The organism is Cereibacter changlensis JA139 (assembly GCF_003034985.1).
Classification (GTDB): Bacteria; Pseudomonadota; Alphaproteobacteria; order Rhodobacterales; family Rhodobacteraceae; genus Cereibacter; species Cereibacter changlensis.
The window spans coordinates 1-1,130 of record NZ_PZKG01000357.1 but is presented as its reverse complement, the minus strand read 5'-3'; the positions used below and the strand labels follow the sequence as shown (position 1 = coordinate 1,130).

Below are 1,130 nucleotides of genomic sequence, written 5' to 3'. Positions count from 1 at the left end.
GTTCGCCCTGAACAAATCGCTCAAGCCGCTATGACGATCTGATGGCACTGATCCGGTGCGTTGATGGCCGCCCGGAGGGCGGCGATCATGCACGCAAGCCAAGCCCTGAGATGGGCCAGGATCTTTCGGATGTTGTGGCCGCAGGCGCAGAGGACGGCGAAGAGGGCGTCGCCGGTGGCGCCTTTCAGGGGGCAGCGTGACAGGCGACCGTCGGTTTTCATGTGGCCGATTTCCGCTTCGATGGCGCTTCGGCGTCGCAGGTCTGTGATCAGTTTGGGGGTCAACCCGCGCCGCGTGCCGCTGATCAGGACGCGGGTTTTCTCCTCGCCATGGCCACGATAGCCGCGGTCGACGACGGCCAGCTCAGGGCGCTGGTCGGTCAGGATCTCCACCTGCTCCAGTGCCGGACGGAGGGTGTGGCCGTCGTAAGGGTTGCCGGCAAAGCTGCGCATGCCGACGACGAAGCCCTCGTCCAGCGTGGTGGCGACGCTGACCTTACAGCCGAACTCGTATCGCACCCGCGCCTTGCCCTTGGAGATGCAATCGACCTCGGGCTCATGCAGGGCGTAGATCTTGCCGGAACCCTTGGGCGGCTGATGCAGCAGGTGCGAGACCAGAGCAAGCTTGGCTGCGATGCGATCCCGAAGGCTGCCGTCGGGGATATCCTGCAGATGGCGGCGCAGGTCACGCATGACGCGGCCGGTGTAGCCCTTCAGCCTTTTCAACGATTTACGCATGCGCTTGAACTGCCTGGCATGGGCGTAGCGGCCCACCTGCAGCGCCAGCCGAGGGGCGAGACGCGCGTAGGATTGCCGCAGCTCCACCCCGGCCTCTTGCGCCAGGGCAACCAGCTGATCGCGCGCCCGCTCGTAAAGCCGGGAGTCCGTGGGATGGGCAATCGCCTTTTCCATCACGGTGGTATCGACCGCCACGCGCTTGACGCTATCCTCGTCGATGGCGCCAGATTTCTGGGCCGCCCGGATCGTCTGGGTCAGCAGCCATTCGACCCCCTCTTCCCCGATCCGGCCACGCCAACGGGTCAGAGACGACGGGTCGATGGGCAGTTTGTGCTGGAAGAAGGTCTCGCCGGTGAGGTGCTGATAATACGGGTTCTCGACCCAACGCGCGAC

Annotated in this window: 1 protein-coding gene; it reads right to left on the bottom strand. The window is 65.0% G+C overall.

All coding sequences use genetic code 11. The features are described 5' to 3' along the window. Positions 1-20: 20 nt before the first annotated feature. Positions 21-1,130 (bottom strand): IS5 family transposase (locus tag C5F48_RS24030; protein WP_107666155.1); only part of this gene is annotated, 1,110 nt, incomplete at its 5' end.